A 16,482-nucleotide genomic window follows, 5' to 3' on the forward strand; every position below is an offset into this window, starting at 1 on the left:
ATGCCGGTGGCCCACGCTTGTTTGCTATGTTTACTTGATGATTTTCGGGCGCGGTGTGTGGGTGCATTTTGCGACTCGCTGATGCATTTTTTTGCCGCCACCATCAGCTATTAATGCAAATTATGGCGGAAATTTGGTGTTTTCTGTTTACTTATAAAAAGTAAGTGCTACAATAAATCTCGTAAACAAAACAACTTGCAACGGGAAAGGTGATCAATTATGACTTTAACAAATGGATACGAACAAAGTGACCGCGAAGAAAAGCTGAACATTCTGAACTTGCCATCCCTCGAGGGCGAGGCGAAGAAGATTATTCCTACCGGCGGCTTCGGTTATATCTTTGGTGGTGCTGAAGACGAATGGACGCTCAAGGAAAACACGCAGGCTTTCAACCACGCGCAGATCGTTCCCCGGGCGCTATCGAACATTGATCATCCGGACCTGAGCACCGACGTATTTGGCCTGCACCTCAAGACACCGGTAATGATGGCTCCAACGGCGGCGCAGGGTCTAGCTCACGCGAAGGGCGAAACTGATACTGCCAAAGGTGTGGCTGCTGTTGGCGGGCTGATGGCTCAGAGCACGTACAGCTCGACGTCAATTGCCGACACGGCCGCGGCTGGGAATGGCGCTCCACAGTTCTTCCAGCTGTACATGAGCAAGGATTGGACGTTCAACGAAAGTTTGCTGGACGAGGCCAAGAAGGCGGGCGTTAAGGCAATCATTCTAACGGTTGACGCCACGGTTGATGGTTACCGCGAGGAGGATATCATCAACAACTTCCAGTTCCCAATTCCGATGGCTAACCTTGAAAAGTTCGCTTCTGGTGACGGTAAGGGCCAGGGTATCGGTGAGATTTACGCCGCTGCGGCCCAGAAGATTGGTCCGGACGATGTGCGTCGGATTGCCGAGTACACCGACCTGCCGGTAATCGTTAAGGGCATTCAGTCCCCAGAGGACGCTTTGCGCGCGATTGGCGCTGGCGCGGCCGGTATCTACGTATCCAACCATGGTGGCCGTCAGCTTAACGGTGGACCAGCATCCTTCGACGTGTTGGCCGACATTGCTAAAGCGGTTAACCACCAGGTACCAATTATCTTTGATTCTGGTGTTCGCCGTGGAAGCACGTGTTCAAGGCGTTGGCATCAGGCGCTGACCTGGTAGCATTTGGTCGTCCCGTTATTTACGGCCTGGCATTGGGCGGTGCTGAGGGTGTCCAGAGCGTCTTTGAAGCCATTGACCACGAGCTCGAAATTACGATGCAGTTGGCCGGCACAAAGACGATTGAGGACGTCAAGCACGCTCCGTTGACCCATTTCCAGTACAACGACTAATTCAGAATACTTGGGGACCGGCTCGTCACGTTGTGGCGGGCCGGTTTTTTTTGCTTGGCTTTGGCAAGCAAAGTTTATTGGTGGATGTGGCTGGTCGTACTGGCGTGGTGGTTCCGGTTGCGCGGCTGACAAGCGGGGCGCTTGACAATGATTCTGGTATACGCGAAAGTAACGATATAAATCAAAAGTATGAAGACTACGGACGTTGTAATAATTTATGTATTGTTGTTATCGTCGAAAAGGGGGGCCGTAATGGAAAATAATACCGCTTTAGCACGCTTCATCACTTCTTTAGGAAGCCTAAACAATTACGGGAGTACAGTTCTACAAACTAAGCAAGCACTTGATGCGGGCACCACTGCGCCCCTCAGGCAAAACGCTGACGATATTGCTATATTCAGTGACGCATTAAAGGGTATTGCTGCAATTAAAGCGGTCGGATTCAGTACTGCCGGTATTATCGCAATTAACAAACAATTTGATTCGCCCTCGGCTGATCAGCCACGGATGCCAGGTCATCTACGTAACTCCTATTACAATGAAGATGACCGGATTGCGATTATTCTTGGTCAGAACCATAGACAAAGCTATATTCCGCCTGAGGTAGTGACGGCTGCTGATATTGATGGAATTGTGGGGCGTTTCAATAATTCCGGTCGGACTGAGCGTGATGCTTGGCGCGTATTTGCCGATTTGGCGGCACTGCAACCATTTCAAGATGGTAATAAACGTACTGCCCTCATTGCCGCAAACGCTGCGGCCGGAACACTTGCCAGCGGAAATTATTTAGTGCTTCCGTTCAACGATCTCGACCGAGCTGATTTTACAATTGCCTTGATGCGATACTATGTGGCTAACAATGCGGAAGAAAAATCTACTGCTTTTGAGCGTATGATGAGGTTACTGCCGAGCCCAGAAGACCGACAAAGCCAGCTGAACGAGGTGCCACCTGCTGAAGATACGGAAACAATTAACGCACCAACGCGCCGGTATAAGCCCCAATTCAAGGGTGGTGTTAACAGCGCTAACCGGGATTAAACTCTCAGGACTAGCGACAGAATGATATGCCTGGCCTGTGGCGATAGTAGCGGAGTGACGTCAATGCATGTCAGTTAAAATCTATCGTTGTAACCAAGGTGCGTGATTGTAGCAATAAAGAAACAACTGGTACTGTCTAAGCAGCAAATGCATGGGGAAGTTTGTACTAGTGTCGTCCGATCAGAAAATGTTATTGCGAAATTAGCTTGAGGCCGCAACTCACCGGCGCTGACAAGTGAATTTGCTTGCCACTAAGCATTTCCTGTGCTAAAATAATAATTGATTTTAAGACCTCGGTCGAGTGAGCAGCGATGCTCACTCTTTTTATTGCCGGGTGTCACGACCGAAAGGGGGCACAGTAATGAGTACGGTGGTTGATACGGTGACAGCAATTGTTCAGCCGATTGTTGACCGACACAACTTTTTCCTCACCGACATTGAGTTTGTGAAGGAGGGCGCGGGTTGGTACCTGCGTGTATACATCGACAAGCAGGGTGGCATCACCCTAGATGATTGTGTGCTGGTGAACGACGAGCTGAGCGAACAGTTGGATGCAATCGAACCTGACCCAATCCCGCAGGCCTACTTCCTGGAGGTCTCAAGCCCGGGTGCAGAACGTCCGCTGAAAACGGCGGAAGACCTGACCAACGCTGTGGGTGAGTTCATCCACATCAGCCTGTTCCAAAAACAGGATGGGCAGAAGGTCTTTGAAGGTACGTTAACGGACCTCACGGATACCGAGTTAACGTTGGCTTACAAAGTCAAGGGACGGCCACGCACGGTAACCGTTGCGCGGGATAACCTGGCCAATGCACGTCTGGCCATCGAGTTCTAGGTAAAGGAAGGATTAGCATGTCAAAAGAAATGATTGAACACTCGACGCTCTGGAGACCGAAAAGGGCGTTAAGAAGGAAATCGTCATCGACGCGCTGGAAACGGCTTTGCAGACCGCATACAAGCGGAACTACAACCAGGCCCAAAACGTTGAGGTGACCTTTGACGCCAAGAAGGGCGACATCAAGGTGTACGCCGTCAAGGAAGTCACGGGTGAGGTGTTTGATTCCCGTCTAGAGGTTAGCCTGAAGGACGCCATGGCGATTAACAAGGCTTACGAAATTGGTGACCACATCAAGTTTGAGGTGACGCCAAAGGACTTCGGGCGCATTGCAGCGCAGACGGCCAAGCAGGTCATCATGCAGCGGGTCCGCGAGGCCGAGCGCGCTAACGTGTACGACGAGTACTCTCAGTATGAGAACGAGATCATGCAGGGGACGGTTGAACGCAAAGACAACAAGTTTGTCTACGTGTCTTTGGGCAAAGTCGAGGCCGTGATGCCACGCTCCGACCAGATGCAGCGTGAAGACTACAAGATGCACGACCGCATCAAGGTCTACGTATCCAAAGTCGAGAACGCCACTAAGGTCCGCAGGTTTTCGTTAGCCGGACTAACCCCGGTATGGTGAAGCGCCTGTTTGAACAAGAGGTCCCAGAGATTTATGATGGTACTGTTGAGATTGTGGGCGTTGCCCGTGAAGCCGGTGACCGTTCAAAGGTAGCCGTTCGTAGCACCAACGAAAACGTTGATGCCGTTGGGACCACCGTTGGCCCCCGTGGTGCCCGTGTGCAGGCCGTTGTTAACGAGCTGGCCGGCGAGAACATGGACATTGTGCAGTGGGAAGATGACGCGTCGGACTACATTGCTAACGCGTTGAACCCCGCTGAGGTTATCGCCGTGCAATTTAACGATGAGGACAACGAACGTAGTGCAACGGTCATCGTGCCTGATTACCAGCTGTCATTGGCAATTGGTAAGAAGGGTCAAAACGCCCGGTTAGCCGCAAAGTTGACTGGGTTCAAGATTGACATTAAGCCTGAGTCTGAAGTTGAATTCGTTGATGACGACGAGTTAACTGCGGAAGACGTGGCCGAAGAAACTGACGTTGCGGCGGATGACGCGGTGGCAACTGATGATGTGGCGGCAGACGTAACACCGGATGTTGATGATACTGATGACGCGGAAGCGACAGCAGACGCTACGCCAACCGACGATTAGGGGGTGGGCTAATGAAGCCACGTAAAGTTCCCATGCGTAAAGACCTACTGACTGGCACCATGCAGCCAAAGAAGTCGATGGTGCGCATCGTGAAGGTTGATGACCAAACCGTGGCCATCGACCCCACGGGTAAGCAGTCGGGGCGCGGTGCCTACGTTGCTTTGAACCCGGAAGCCGTCAAAGCGGCTCAGGCTAAGCACGTCATCGAGGGTGCCTTCAGCATGAAAATTGACCCGGCGTTTTATGACGAGTTATTTGCCTACGTTGACCACCAGAAGGCTCGCCAAGAGCTGTTTGGCCAGCAGGATGAACCAAGAACGAGTAACCAACATGGTGGGCTTGGCTCAGCGTGCGGGGCAACTGGTTACGGGCACGGACTTTGTGCTTGCCGCCATTGCTGATCACCGTGCGCGGTTAGTCCTACTGGGCAGTGATGCTAGTGCCAACCTCACCAAGAAGATAAATGATAAGGGTAGCTATTACGACGTACCGGTGGCCAGTCCACTCAGCGTCGCAGAGCTCAGCGCCGCCATCGGCCACCAACGCAGTGTTGTTGCAGTGGCCGATGCGGGATTCGCCCAAGCGCTAAGTAAGCTACTGACCTAAAAGATCGGAGCGTGAAGAGATGGGCAAAAAGCGTATCTACGAATTTGCTAAGGAGAACAACGTCACGAGTAAAGAAGTTATTGAAGCCGCAAACAAGGCCGGCCTGACCGGTATTAAGTCCAGCATGAATTCCATTGATGATGGTGATGCTAGCAAGGTGAGTGCTGCACTGAAGGGTGCGTCCGCAACGACGGCGGCCCCAAAGGCACCAACTAGTTCTGCAGCCAGCGCAGCACCAGTTAAGGCCGCGCCCGCTAAAGAGGCACAGCCAGCTAGCGCCGCTAGTGCTGAGGCCAAAAAGCCGGGCACTAGCCACGCGCAGCACAAGAGCGCTGATGGTAAGACTTTGATTAGTCGCAGCGCTATTCGCCGCCCGGGTACGCAGAACAACCACAATGCGACCCGTAACCATAACGGCAATAACAACAGTGGCAACCGGAACCAGAGTAATGGTAACCGGAACCAGGGTAGTAACGGTAACCGTACCCAGAACGATAACCGCAACCGTAACCAAAACGGTGGTAATCGTGGTGGGAACAACGGCAATGCTACTCGTAACGACAACCGTCGTAGCGGCAACAACAACCGCAATGACAACCGGCGCAACGATAACCGTCGCGGTAACAACAACCAGGCTTCAGCACCAATGCCACGTGTTTCGCGCGCGGCGGCGGCGGCAGCGCGTCTTCGTCAGCACCAGCAGACGGAGTTCCGTGCTACTAACGCACCGATTGGCCGCTTTGAGGAACCAAAGCCACAGCGCCCGGCTCAGCCGTCGAGTGCAGCGGCTAAGTCCGCGGCAGCTACATCACAGTCCCGTCAGGCGCTATCGGCTGCCAAGCCAGCAGCTAAGTCAGCCGCACCCGCACGTTCGGCTGCCAGCAAGCCAGCTGCGTCCACGTCGTCCCGGCCAAAGCCAACGCGTCAGCGTAACTATGGTACTGGCCGTGAGACGCCATATAAGGGCAAGCGGAAGAACAAGAAGCGCCGTCAGCAGCGGACTGAACCAAAGAAGCCAATGCCACAGCGTAAAGACCGGCCGTTACCAGAAACTTTGGTCTTCAGTGAGGGTATGAACGCGCAGGAACTGGGTAAGATCCTGCACCGTGAACCAGCTGAAATCATCAAGAAGCTCTTCATGTTGGGGATTATGGTTAACCAAAACCAGAGTCTCGACAAGGAAACCATTGAGTTGATTGCTGAAGACTACGGTATTAAGTCTGAGGAAAAGGTTGAGGAAGACATCACCGACCTGGACAAGGTCTTTGAAGCCGAAACTACTTCTACGGAAAACCTGCAGGCACGGCCACCAGTTATTACCATCATGGGTCACGTTGACCATGGTAAGACGACGCTGTTGGACAAGCTGCGTCACACGCACGTGACTGAAGACGAAGCCGGTGGGATTACCCAGCATATTGGTGCTTACCAGGTTAAGTTGAATGACCGTCTGATTACCTTCCTGGACACGCCAGGACACGCGGCCTTCACAAACATGCGTGCTCGTGGTGCCGATATCACCGACATCGTGGTGCTGGTCGTGGCTGCGGACGATGGCGTGATGCCACAAACCGTTGAAGCCATCAACCACGCCAAGGCCGCCAACGCACCAATTATCGTGGCGGTGAACAAGATTGACAAGCCGGGTGCTAACCCGAACCGTGTAATTGAAGAATTGGCCGAATACGAACTGATTCCAGAATCATGGGGTGGCGACACCATCTTCGTCAACATTTCCGCCAAGTTCGGTAAGAACATCGACGAACTGCTGGAAATGATTCTTCTCGAAGCTGACGTGTTGGAGCTGAAGGCTAACCCTGACCAGAAGGCCGTTGGTACCGTTATCGAAGCCCGTTTGGACAAGGGCAAAGGCCCAGTTGCGACCGTGCTGGTTCAGCAGGGTACGCTGCGTGTGGGTGACCCAATCGTTGTTGGTAACACGTACGGTCGCGTGCGTGTCATGACCAACGATCATGGTCGCCGGGTCAAGGAAGCAACGCCAAGCACGCCAGTTGAAATTACCGGTTTGAACGACGTGCCACAATCTGCCGATAAGCTGATCGTCTTTGAAGACGAAAAGACCGCTCGTGCCGCTGGTGAAGAGCGTGCCAGCCGTGCCCTGGATAAGGAACGGCGTGCAGGCTCACACGTCACTCTGGACAACCTCTTCGAAACGATGAAGGAAGGCCAGATGAAGGAAGTTGACGTCATCATCAAGGCCGACGTTCAGGGTTCTGTTGAAGCCATTGATGGTTCGCTGAAGAAGATTGAGGTCGAGGGTGTCCGCGTTAACATCATTCACGAATCCGTGGGTGCCATTAACGAAAGCGACGTGACCCTGGCTAGTGCTTCCAACGCCATCATCATCGGGTTTAACGTGCGGCCAACCGCACAAGCCCGGGCTCAGGCCGAGCAGGAGGATGTCGACATTCGTCTGCACAGTGTCATTTACAAGGCCATCGACGAAATTGAAGCAGCCATGAAGGGCCAGCTGGATCCTGTTTACGAGGAAAAGGTGATTGGTTCCCTAACCGTCCGCGAAACCATCAAGGTCTCGAAGATTGGTACGGTTGCCGGTTGTTTGGTTGATAGTGGCCGCATTACGCGTGACTCCGGCGTACGCCTGGTTCGTGACGGTATCGTCATTTACGAAGGCAAGCTAGCGAGTCTACGTCGCTTCAAGGATGACGTCAAGGAAGTTAAGAGTGGGTTTGAATGTGGGCTCACCATCGAAAACTACAACGACGTTAAGGTTGACGACCAAATTGAAGCCTACACGATGGAGCAGGTGCCAGTTAAGTAGTCACGCTGTGGCAATCAGCCGCAGCAAACGGTAATTACCAGTGAGGAGGCAATCATCATGAAACATCGCATTGGACGCGTAGAGCAACAGATTCAGCGGGAGGTTGATGACATTCTGCTGAAGTTGGTCAACGACCCGCGTGTGGATGGGGTGACCATCACCGGTGTACAGTTAACCGGTGACCTCCAGCAGGCGACCATCTACTTTAGCGTGTTGGACGATTCACCAGCGCACGTTGAGGAAGTATTGGCGGGTCTGAACAAAGCTAAGGGCCTGATTCGGCGTGAAGTCGGTCGGCGGATCCGGTTGTTCAAGGTGCCGAGTTTGCACTTTGCTCAGGATACATCGGTTCAGTACGGTGCCCGGATTGACGAATTGTTGGCGCAGGCCAACAAGGAGGACGCCGAGACTGATGCTGAACAGGATCAAAATGAACCTAAATAGTCATTAACATTAACAAATAGTTTGTTATGCTAATGCGCGTTGAGCGCGGTTACCGTTATGGTGACCGCGCTTTTTCTGTTATTACTGTGAATATGGGTTATAAATGCACAAAAAGTCCATTGAAATTTAATCGAATTCACACTATTATTAATAATTAAGAAGTTGTGCCGTTGGTTTTATGTTTAGGCATCAACAGAATAATGAAGGGGGTATATTCGTGGAAGAGAAGGATGACGTATTACTAGATATTCAGCACCTACATACGGCCTTTCGTAACGGTGATGATTACTTTGATGCCGTGAACGACGTAAGTTTGGAGCTGCACCGCGATGAAGTACTGGCCATCGTGGGGGAATCTGGGTGTGGTAAAAGCACCCTCGCCACTAGCATTATTGGGCTCCACGATCCTCATAACACCCGCGTGACGGGTACGATTCAGTACAACACTTACAACTTAGTCGATCTTAATGAAAAACTGTACAACCAGTTTCGGGGCAAGGACATTGGCATGATTTTCCAGGATCCGCTGGCGGCTTTGAACCCCCTAATGCGGATTTGTGACCAGATTGCCGAAACGTTGGTTTACCACACGGATATGAACAAAGACGAGCGGCAACAGCGGGTGCTTGAGTTGCTGGACCAGGTGGGCATTCCCGAACCGAAACGGGTGGCACGACAATACCCGCACGAACTATCTGGTGGTATGCGTCAGCGGGTCGTGATCGCCATTGCGATTGCCTGCAAGCCACCGATTATCATCGCCGACGAACCGACGACCGCATTGGACGTGACGATTCAGGCACAGATTTTGGACCTCTTGGCTAACATTCAGAAGGAAAGTCACAGCGGTATTATCTTGATTACCCATGACCTGGGTGTGGTGGCCGAAGTGGCCGACCGTGTGGCAGTAATGTACGCTGGGCAAATCGTCGAACAGGGCACCGTGGGGGATGTATTTAACCACCCGCAGCATCCGTACACGCGCAGTTTGCTGCGGTCCATGCCGCAAGCGGACTCCGAAGACGATGAATTACACGTTATCCAGGGAACGGTGCCGGACTTGAAGCACATGCAGATTGACGGTTGTCGGTTTGCCCAACGAATTCCGTGGATACCGGCCTCTGCTCACGAAGAGCACCCCTCAATGCACGAAGTGGCACCGGGGCACCTGGTTCAATGTACGTGTTACCGCACATTCCACTTTGAAGATGACGACGTTGTTGCGGCCGGAGGTGTAGCTAATGGCACTAATTGAAATTAGGGATTTAAAGGTGCACTACCCCATCCGTTCTGGTTTCTGGAACCGGGTGACGGACCGCGTGCTGGCCGTTGATGGCATCAACTTTGACATTGAACCGGGCGAGACGTACGGCCTCATCGGTGAATCTGGCTCCGGCAAATCCACGACTGGTAAGGCAATTGTGGGGCTGGAAAAGGTGACCAGTGGGCAGATTCTGTATGAAGGTCAGGACATCACCAAGGCCCAGACCCGTCGCAATCTGCGGTACAACAAAGATGTGCAGATGATTTTTCAGGATTCACTGAGTAGCCTGAACCCGCGTAAACGAATTGCGGACATTATTGCGGAACCCATCCGTAACTTTGAAAACATGAGCGCCACCGAGGAACAGCACCGCATTAAGGAACTGCTCGACATTGTGGGGATGCCTCAGGACGCGATGTACAAGTACCCCTTTGAGTTTTCGGGCGGTCAACGTCAGCGTATCGGTGTGGCCCGAGCCGTGGCGACCAACCCGAAGCTGATCGTGGCCGACGAGCCAGTGTCCGCACTGGACCTATCCGTGCAGGCGCAGGTGCTGAACTTTATGAAGCGCATCCAGCAGGAATACAACATCGCCTACCTGTTCATTTCACACGACCTGGGCGTTGTGCGGCACATGTGTAAGAACCTAGCATCATGCACCGCGGTCGGTTTGTTGAAATCGGTACGCGGGAGGACATTTACCGGCACCCACAACATATTTACACGAAGCGTCTGTTATCCGCCATTCCGGAGGTTAATCCCGATGAACGCGAGGCCGACCGCCAACACCGGCGGGCCGTGGAGGCGGAGTTCAAGCAGGAGGAGTCGCGTTACTACGGTGCCGACGGGCGGGTGCTGGACCTGCAACAGTTGTCCGCGACCCATTACGTTGCGCTGCCTGATGCGACTTTGGCGGCCAACAAGGGGGGCGTCGAGTAATGTGGAAGACAATTCTCAAACGCGTCCTGGTCATGATTCCGCAAATTTTCTTGTTGAGTGTGATTATCTTCATTCTCGCCAAGATGATGCCCGGCGATCCACTAACCGGCGCGATTACGCCGCAGACCGACCCGGCACAAATTGCCCACCTGCGCCAAGAGTACGGGCTGAACGACCCGTGGTGGATTCAGTATTGGCACTGGCTGATTAACCTATTCCACGGTGATTTGGGGCAAAGCTACTCCTACAAGCGCGCCGTGACCGGGTTGATTGGCGAACGTGCCGTTAACACCTTCTGGCTGTCACTGCTGACCCTGATCATTGTGTACGCAATTGCCATCTTTGGGTGTGATTGCCGGTCGGTATGAAGGCTCGAAGCGCGACAAGGCGATTCAGTTGTACTCATACGTGGGACTGTCTTTACCGTCGTTCGTCTTCTTCCTGTTCGGTATTTGGCTGTTTGGCTACGTGCTGAACTGGTTCCCGACGACCGGATCCGTCTCGCTCAGCGCTAACGGCGGCCTGGCCGTCATGCTGAGCCAGCTGCGGCACATGATTTTGCCAGCCATTTTGGCGGGTGTGCTGGGCACGTCCAGCATCATTTTGTACTTACGTTCCGGGGTGATTGACAACACGTCCGAGGACTTTGTCCGGACGGCGCGTTCCAAAGGGGTCCCGGAAAAGGTGGTTTTCAACCGCCATATTTTGCGCAACTCCATTCTGCCGATTGCGGCGTTCATGGGTAATTCCATTACCGGACTGCTGGGTGGGTCCATCTTTGTTGAAACCATCTTCAGTTACCCCGGGATGGGCCAACTGTTCGTCAACTCGATTGCGGGTCGTGACTATTCGGTCATTACCGCGCTCACGTTGCTGTTTGGCCTGCTGGCGCTGCTGGGTAACCTGCTCTCCGATATCATCATGAGCATCGTTGACCCACGCATTCGGATTGAATAGGAGGGGTGTTTATGTTTTCACGCAAGAAGCAAAATCCGCAGGTTGTCGCTGCGGGCGTCGCGAACGTTGACGCGGATACGCTGGTCACCCCCTCTGCAATGCGGGTGCTGGTACGTGAGTTTTTGAAGGACAAATTCGCCATCGTCGCGTTTTCCATTGCGGTGGTGATTATCCTGGGCGCCTTTGTGGGTGGCATCATCTGGTCCGCTGACAAAGTCACGACGGTGAATGTGCTCGACCGGTACCTGGCTCCCGGAGTGGACGGCCACATACTGGGTACGGACGCTAGTGGTCGGGATATGTTCCACTACCTGTTCGTAGCCGCACGGAACTCAATCTTCATTGGGGTTTCGGTCGCGATTCTGAACGAGTTGATCGGGATTGTCTTAGGAACCGTCTCGGGCTACTTTGGTGGGGCAATTGATAACGTGCTGATGCGCATCGTCGATTTCTGGATGGTGTTGCCGCACTTCCTGATCATCATCATCCTGGCCCAATTGGTCAACAATCTGGACCCGCTGAAGCTGGTGTGGATTCTGACCCTGTTCAGTTGGACGTCCACCACACGACTAATTCGCTCGCAGATTCTGACGCAGGCGAAGCGGGAGTACGTGATGGCCTCCAAGACGTCGGGGACGCCGAACGTGGTCATTATGTTCCGCGAGGTGTTGCCCAACATCAGCTCCTTTGTCATCACTGACCTGACGCTGACGGTAGCGAGTTCCATCGGTATTGAGACCGGGCTGTCCTTCCTGGGCTTTGGGCTACCCGCCTCACAGCCGTCTCTAGGGACGTTGATCGGGTACGCGAATGATCCCGTGACGATCATCGACTATTGGTGGGTGTGGTTGCCGGCAGCGGTACTGTTGCTGACGCTATCGTTGTCCATTAATGCGGTTGGCCAGGCACTGAAGCGTGCAGCTAACGCACGGCAGCGGCGTGGATAATTGCAAAAAAAATTAAAATTGCGGTTGCATTTGTTAATAATGTGTATATAATTAGTTTGAAGTTAGAAATTATTAATTATTTGTGGGTAGTTACTTCGGGATTTTTCTGGGAAGGGGATTTGAGAATGAAGAAACGTTCCAAATATATGGCGGGTGCGATGACCGCCGTTCTGGCATTGACCCTGGCGGCGTGTGGGTCAAATAGTTCAACGAGTACGAAGAGTGCTGTAGCATCAATGAAGTCGTCTACCACCAACAATAAAAAGGCGATTAAAGGTGGCACGCTGAGTGTGGCGGAGGTATCCAGCTCTCCAATCGCTGGGATCTTTGCTCCAGAGTTATCTGATAACGCTTCTGACGCCCAGTTCATGCAATTTGCCACTGAAAGTCTGTTTGGCGTTGGCAAGGACTATAAGTACACGGATAAAGGCGCCGCAACCCTGAAGCTGGACCGTAAGGCAAAGACAGCCACCATCAAGGTTAAGAAAAACGTTACCTGGTCGGACGGCAAGCCCGTTGTGGCCAAGGATGTGGAGTACGCGTACGAGATTATCGCGAACAAGAACTCCAAATCATCGCGCTATACTGACTCACTGCAAAACATAAAGGGTATGGAAGAATACCATTCGGGTAGTGCCAACAACATTTCTGGTATTACTGAACCAGATGGTGACAATGGTAAGACTGTTGTCCTCCACTTCAAGCAAATGAAGCCCGGGATGAAGCAGTCAGGCAATGGTTATATTTGGGAAAGTGCAGAACCGTACCACTACCTCAAGGACGTTGCGTTTAGCGATCTCGCTAAGAGCGACAAGGTTCGTAAAGACCCCGTGACGTTTGGACCATTTAAATTTAGTAAGGTTGTCAGTGGTCAGTCCGTCGAGTTTACTCGCAACAAGTACTACTACAAAGGCACGCCTAAGCTCAAGGCGGTTAATGTTGAGGTGCTGGCTCCTGCAAAGGCGGTTACCGCGATTAAGTCAAAGAAGTACGACATTGTGTTGGATACACCAGCATCACAATACAAGAATTACAAAAACGCGAAGGGCTACCAGATGGTTGGTCAGCAAGCTTTGCAGTACTCGTACATTGGGTTTAACTTGGGCAAATACGATACCAAGACTAGCACCAACGTTATGAATAAGAACGCCAAGATGAACAACCGTTCACTCCGTCAAGCAATGATGTACGCGCTGAACCTGGATGAAGTGGCCAAGAAGTTCTATCCTGGGGTTCGGACGCGGGCAACTACACTGATCCCGCCTGCATTTAGCTCTTACCACCTTGACAGCAAGGGTTACGCTTTGAACCTCAAGAAGGCTAAGAACCTCCTGGACAAGGCTGGTTACAAGAAGGGGAAGGACGGATACCGTACTGACCTAAGGGAAAGAAACTGACCATTCACTTTGCTGTAATGCAGAATGATGATACCAGTGACGCAATGTACCAGGACTTCATCCAGCAGTGGAAGAAGGTCGGTCTGCGCGTTAAGCTCACTACGGGTCGCGCAATCGAATTCAACGCCTTCTACAACAAGGTCGAAAACAATACTTCCGACATTGACGTATTCGCAGCGGCATGGCAGTTAAGCTCCGAACCATCGCCGATGGACCTGTACTCCAAGGATGCCCCATATAACTTTAGTCGCTTTACCTCTAAGGAAAACACTAAGTTACTCGACGAAATCGACAGTGAGAAGTCGTTTGACACCGCATATCGTGTTAAGGCATTCAAGAAGTGGCAGAAGTACATGCTGAATGAAGCAGCCGTTGTTCCAACGCTGTATTACAACACGATTTACCCAACTAGCACCCGGGTTAAGAACTATGCAATCTCACCTGCTGACAAAGAGTATGCACAATGGCAAGACGTTGCGGTTACTAGCACTAGTCGCTAAACCGTGACCACCGCTCTACCAGTTTTCAAGATCGTAACGGCCCACCCCCATCTCGGGGTGGGCGTTTGCGTTATCACCGATATTTAACTGTTGTCCGCGCACACCGTGAGCTATACTGTTCGGGGAGCGTTAGGGAACACGCGGGGAAAATATATTGGATTTCTGGAAGGGTCGATAATTAATTATGACTAACCGTTTACGAACGGGATTAATAATGCTGGGATCGTTAACGCTACTTTTGGCAGCTTGTGGGAGTAGGCAGGCTGCTGGCAAATCGCCGTCAATGCACGTGCGAACAACGAACAATCACACCGCGATTAAGGGTGGCACGCTTGACGCCGCCGTGGTCAGCAATTCTCCGTTCACGGGTACGTTTGCGCCGGAGTTTGCTGAGACTACCGTGGACCTCAACTTTGCTCAGTTTGGCTTGGAGCCCCTCTTTGGGGTCAACCGGGACTACACGTTCAACCAGAACGGGGCGGCGACGCTGCGGCTGAACCGTCACGCGCGTACGGCGACCATCAAATTACGCCGCAATGTGCGGTGGGCGGATGGGCACAAAGTGGTCGCAAAGGACGTCGAGTACGCCTACGAGATTTTAGCTAACAAGGCGTCAAATTCGTCTCGCTACACGGACGCTTTGGCTAACATTAAGGGGATGGCTGCCTACCACGCTGGCGCCGCGAAGAGTATCAGCGGTATCAATTTACCCCAAGGTGATAACGGGCGTACCGTTATACTGCACTTTAAGGCACTAAAGCCGGGCATGAAGCGGACCGGTAATGGTTACATCTGGGAGTACGCGGAACCATACCACTACCTGAAGAACATTCCGTTCGCCGACCTAGCTAAGAGTTCCCGTATGCGCAGTCAACTGCTGACCTTTGGCCCGTTCCGCATGACCAAAGTGGTTAACGGGCAGTCGGTGCGGTATGCCCGCAACCGTTACTATTACCGGGGGATGCCGCACCTCCAGCACGTGAACGTCGAAACGTTGGCTAGTAGTAAAGCTACCGCGGCGTTGAAGGCGAAGAAGTATGACGTGGTTTTCGGTATGCCCAGCGCGCAATACACGCACTATCGGCGTACATCGGGGTACACGATGCTCACGGATCAGTCAATGTCATACGATTATTTGGCATTTAACCTGGGCCACTTTGACCAGAAGACTGGGCGTAACGTGATGAATAAACACGCCAAAATGGCTAATCAGAAGTTGCGCCAGGCCATGCTGTACGCGTTAAATGTGGATGCGGTGGTCAAAAAGCTGTATCCGGGCACCAGGACGCGAGGCACCACGCTCATTCCCACTGCTTTTGGTCGCTATCACCTCCGGACTTCCGGGTACACTCTGAACCGCACGCGGGCGCGGAAGTTGTTGGATGAGGCAGGGTACCGGAAGGGCAAGGACGGCTACCGGACGGATCCTGACGGACACAAATTGACCGTGCACTTAGCCGTCATGCAGGGTGACGACACGAGCGACGCGATGTACGCGGATTTCATGCAACAGTGGCGCAAAGTGGGCCTGCGGGTGCGCCTCACTACCGGGCGACCAATCGAATTCAACTCCTTCTATAAGATGGTGGCGGCTAACCCCGCTACAATCGATATCATCGCGGGTTCGTGGTCGCTGGGGGCTGAACCGTCACCGATGGCACTGTACGGCCCCCAAGCGCCGTATAACTTTAGCCGCTTTGTTTCAAAGCGCAATACGCAGCTGCTTGAAGAAATAGACGGGTCGCGAGCGTTTAACGACGGTTACCGCGTGGCCGTATTCAAGCGGTGGCAAAAGTACATGCTGAATGAAGCTGCCGTTGCGCCGTTGACGTATGGCGTCACGGTGCTGCCGGTTAGTTCGCGGGTGAAGGATTTGTCGCTCAAACCTGATAACCATTGGGATGACGTTGCGGTAACGAGTGCATCCCGTTAATTAACGCTAATTAGGAAGGGGCCCGGCCATAATTCGCTGCTTCGAGAAAACGACGAACATCGACGCCGGCCGACTTCTGACCAATTAGAGTTATGGTGAGAAGCTACCTACAAACGTGGACCACAATGCAGCTCCCTGTGTCTAACACAATGAGGCAGATATTCCTAAGTTCGGGAATATCTGCCTTATTACGTTAGTGCTCGGGAGCTAACTGCATTGTGGTCCACTCTCTTTTTACCGGCACAAAGCGATAGCCAGTGGGGGACT

9 protein-coding genes and 6 pseudogenes are annotated in these 16,482 nt (G+C 52.7%); all 15 read left to right on the forward strand.

The features are described 5' to 3' along the window. The first annotated feature begins 219 nt into the window (after positions 1–219). The 15 genes and pseudogenes from JCM12539_RS05230 to JCM12539_RS05295 all read left to right on the forward strand — a co-directional run bounded on the left by JCM12539_RS05230 (position 220) and on the right by JCM12539_RS05295 (position 16,215). Positions 220–1,334 (forward strand): annotated as a pseudogene (locus JCM12539_RS05230) (lactate oxidase). Between the two features lie 50 nt (positions 1,335–1,384). Beyond that, positions 1,385–1,597: a hypothetical protein gene (locus JCM12539_RS13100; RefSeq protein WP_156302069.1), complete on the forward strand. Its 213-nt coding sequence runs from the start codon at positions 1,385–1,387 to the stop codon at positions 1,595–1,597. Beyond that, a complete protein-coding gene (locus tag JCM12539_RS05235; RefSeq protein ID WP_054649800.1) occupies positions 1,587–2,372 on the forward strand; it encodes a Fic family protein in 786 nt (261 codons plus the stop codon). Before JCM12539_RS13100 ends, JCM12539_RS05235 begins: the two co-directional genes overlap by 11 nt. A 361-nt stretch (positions 2,373–2,733) precedes the next feature. After that, complete coding sequence (gene rimP / locus JCM12539_RS05240) at positions 2,734–3,207, forward strand: ribosome maturation factor RimP (RefSeq protein WP_054649801.1); 474 nt, start codon at positions 2,734–2,736, stop codon at positions 3,205–3,207. Positions 3,208–3,224: 17 nt separating this feature from the next. Further along, positions 3,225–4,425: pseudogene (gene nusA / locus JCM12539_RS05245) on the forward strand (transcription termination factor NusA). An 11-nt stretch (positions 4,426–4,436) separates the two neighbouring features. Next, positions 4,437–4,727 (forward strand): annotated as a pseudogene (gene rnpM, locus JCM12539_RS05250) (RNase P modulator RnpM); the annotation flags it as partial. A gap of 28 nt (positions 4,728–4,755) precedes the next feature. Beyond that, entirely contained in the window at positions 4,756–5,031 is a 276-nt protein-coding gene (locus JCM12539_RS05255) for a ribosomal L7Ae/L30e/S12e/Gadd45 family protein (RefSeq protein ID WP_439645119.1), read from the forward strand. A 19-nt stretch (positions 5,032–5,050) separates the two neighbouring features. After that, positions 5,051–7,834, forward strand: a complete 2,784-nt coding sequence (gene infB, locus JCM12539_RS05260; protein ID WP_054649805.1) for a translation initiation factor IF-2 — start codon at positions 5,051–5,053, stop codon at positions 7,832–7,834. A 57-nt stretch (positions 7,835–7,891) separates the two neighbouring features. After that, entirely contained in the window at positions 7,892–8,278 is a 387-nt protein-coding gene (gene rbfA / locus JCM12539_RS05265) for a 30S ribosome-binding factor RbfA (protein ID WP_054649807.1), read from the forward strand. A gap of 178 nt (positions 8,279–8,456) precedes the next feature. Next, a complete protein-coding gene (locus JCM12539_RS05270) occupies positions 8,457–9,533 on the forward strand; it encodes an ABC transporter ATP-binding protein (protein WP_054649809.1) in 1,077 nt (358 codons plus the stop codon). Then, positions 9,520–10,481, forward strand: a pseudogene (locus JCM12539_RS05275) (ATP-binding cassette domain-containing protein). The gene JCM12539_RS05270 and the pseudogene JCM12539_RS05275 overlap by 14 nt, the downstream one beginning before the upstream one ends. Further along, positions 10,481–11,438: pseudogene (opp4B, locus tag JCM12539_RS05280) on the forward strand (oligopeptide ABC transporter permease). Before JCM12539_RS05275 ends, opp4B begins: the two co-directional pseudogenes overlap by 1 nt. Positions 11,439–11,449: 11 nt before the next feature. Then, a complete protein-coding gene (locus JCM12539_RS05285) occupies positions 11,450–12,385 on the forward strand; it encodes an ABC transporter permease (protein ID WP_054649811.1) in 936 nt (311 codons plus the stop codon). Positions 12,386–12,510: 125 nt separating this feature from the next. Then, a pseudogene (locus tag JCM12539_RS05290) lies at positions 12,511–14,282 on the forward strand (oligopeptide ABC transporter substrate-binding protein). Positions 14,283–14,565: 283 nt separating this feature from the next. After that, positions 14,566–16,215, forward strand: coding sequence for an oligopeptide ABC transporter substrate-binding protein (locus JCM12539_RS05295; RefSeq protein ID WP_054649813.1), 1,650 nt, complete (start codon positions 14,566–14,568; stop codon positions 16,213–16,215). Positions 16,216–16,482 lie beyond the last annotated feature (267 nt).

This window comes from Lacticaseibacillus pantheris DSM 15945 = JCM 12539 = NBRC 106106 (genome assembly GCF_001311175.1).
Lineage (GTDB): Bacteria > Bacillota > Bacilli > Lactobacillales > Lactobacillaceae > Lacticaseibacillus > Lacticaseibacillus pantheris.